This is a genomic window from Cryobacterium flavum (assembly GCF_900103805.1).
GTDB lineage: Bacteria > Actinomycetota > Actinomycetes > Actinomycetales > Microbacteriaceae > Cryobacterium > Cryobacterium flavum.
The window spans coordinates 1-1,750 of sequence record NZ_FNIB01000042.1 but is presented as its reverse complement, the minus strand read 5'-3'; the positions used below and the strand labels follow the sequence as shown (position 1 = coordinate 1,750).

Genomic DNA, 1,750 nt, shown 5'->3' with positions numbered 1-1,750 from the left:
TATTGATGTCAAGTGGTAATTGTGGCCGATTGTTGGTCTAGCCAGGTGCGGTAGTGCCGGGCGAGGTCGTAGTTGACATTGATGCCGCGTTCGAGGCGGGAGATGGTGCCCTGAGCAACGCCGCAGTGATTGGCGGTGACCTGCATGGACATGCCCAGGGCGACTCGTTTCGGTCGGAGGTCTTCGACTGAAGTGATCGGATGTGGATCGGTCAGGATACGGTAGATTTCCCTTGCGATGAAGCGTTTGAGGCAGCGAAGGATATGCCTGGGTGTTCTTCCCTCGGAGCGCTTTCTGGCCACGTATTCTTTGGTCCGCGGATCGGTTTGAACCCGGCTCATGGCGATCCGCCAGAGGGCGTTGTTCGCCTGACGGTTTCCTCCCCTGTTCAGGCGGTGCCGACTGTTTTTACCGGATGACGCTTCGATCGGCGAGACGCCGCATAACGCCGCGAACGAAGCCTCATTGCGCAGCCGTTCCGGGTTGTCCCCGGCGGCGACGAGCAAAATGGAGGCTGAGTCCACGCCAACGCCTTTGGCAGAGATGAGCTCGGGGTTTGCCTCGGTGACCAGGCACGTGAGTTGGGTGCGTATCTCCTTCAGCTGAGTGTCGAGCTCGTTGATCTGACGGGCCAGTGTGCGCAGAGTGGCCCGGGTGGCCTCCGCAGGGTCGCTGACGTTGTTCCCCACGCGCAGGCGTGAGCAGTGCCGGAAGAGCGTCGCCGATGGCATGGCTTCCAACTGTTGACGCAGGCTGTCGGGACCCGTGAGCAGAACATTGCGCAAGGTGTTGATCAGGGCCGTGTGTTCCTTGCGGAACGTGAGAAGCATCAGCCGGTAGAGCCTGATGGATTCGGCAATCCCGTCCTGTGTTTTCGGATCCCCGGCCGCGTGCCCCGCGAGCACAGCCCGCGCGGCAGCTTCAGCATCGACGGCATCGTTCTTCCCACGCTGGCGCCGGAGCTGGCGGTTGGGCCTGTTGACTTCCTTGATCACCACCCCACGGCCCCGAAGGTATCGGGTCACGCCAGCGCCATAGGAGCCGGTGCCTTCAATACCGATCGCAGCGATCGCGCCCAAGCTTTCCATCCAGTCCCACAGACCCTCGTAGCCAGCTGTGCTGGTGGGGCATGACCGTGTTTGAACGAACCGTCCGAGGTGATCGATGACGGCGGCGACATGAATGTCCTTATGCGTATCGATACCTCCATAGAGGCTCCCAATGATCTCAGCCATAATGGCAACGTCCTTCCCTAACTCTCGTCTCTCGTGGAAGGCATCATCGGTCGGGACAGCGGACAGAACACTAATGGTGGTTTGCAAAGCTCCTATCAAGTCACGTCCGCCCCGACTGGCTGATGCCGGCACCCGGAACTGTTTCAGTCCCGGGCAGACGCCGGGAATCGCTGCCGACAGATCAAAACAAAGACACGAATGGTCAGTTGGCAAAGCGAGTCAGACAACAACCCCGGCACCCACCAACCATTCTTAGTGTTGGCGGCTTCGATATTTATCGGGCCGTTTGTCCCAGCGTAATAGTGGAGCTCATATTCAGCCGGTGGCATGTTCCCCAGGGCGCTGTGTAGACGCCGATTGTTGTACCAGTCCAGCCAGTCGAAGGTGAGCTTCTCGACGTCGGCGAGGGTCTTCAGCGGACCGGTGACGAAGGGTGAGTTCTTCGCGACGGCCTCGTTCTTGTAGAGGCCCATCACGGTCTCGGCGGCCGCATTGTCATACGCGTCACCGACCGT

General features: G+C 60.1%; 2 protein-coding genes. Both read right to left on the bottom strand.

Going from position 1 to position 1,750, the window contains the following annotated elements:
• Positions 1-8: 8 nt before the first annotated feature.
• Entirely contained in the window at positions 9-1,235 is a 1,227-nt protein-coding gene (locus BLS91_RS19430; protein ID WP_092342721.1) for an IS110 family RNA-guided transposase, read from the bottom strand.
• Between the two features lie 143 nt (positions 1,236-1,378).
• Positions 1,379-1,750, bottom strand: a 372-nt coding sequence (locus BLS91_RS19425) for an integrase core domain-containing protein (RefSeq protein ID WP_139165837.1), incomplete at its 5' end; no start/stop codon positions are given.

Coding starts and splice junctions, on each gene's coding strand:
- BLS91_RS19430 (WP_092342721.1), bottom strand. CDS start 1,235: ATGGCTGAGATCATTGGGAGCCTCTATGGAGGTATCGATACGCATAAG.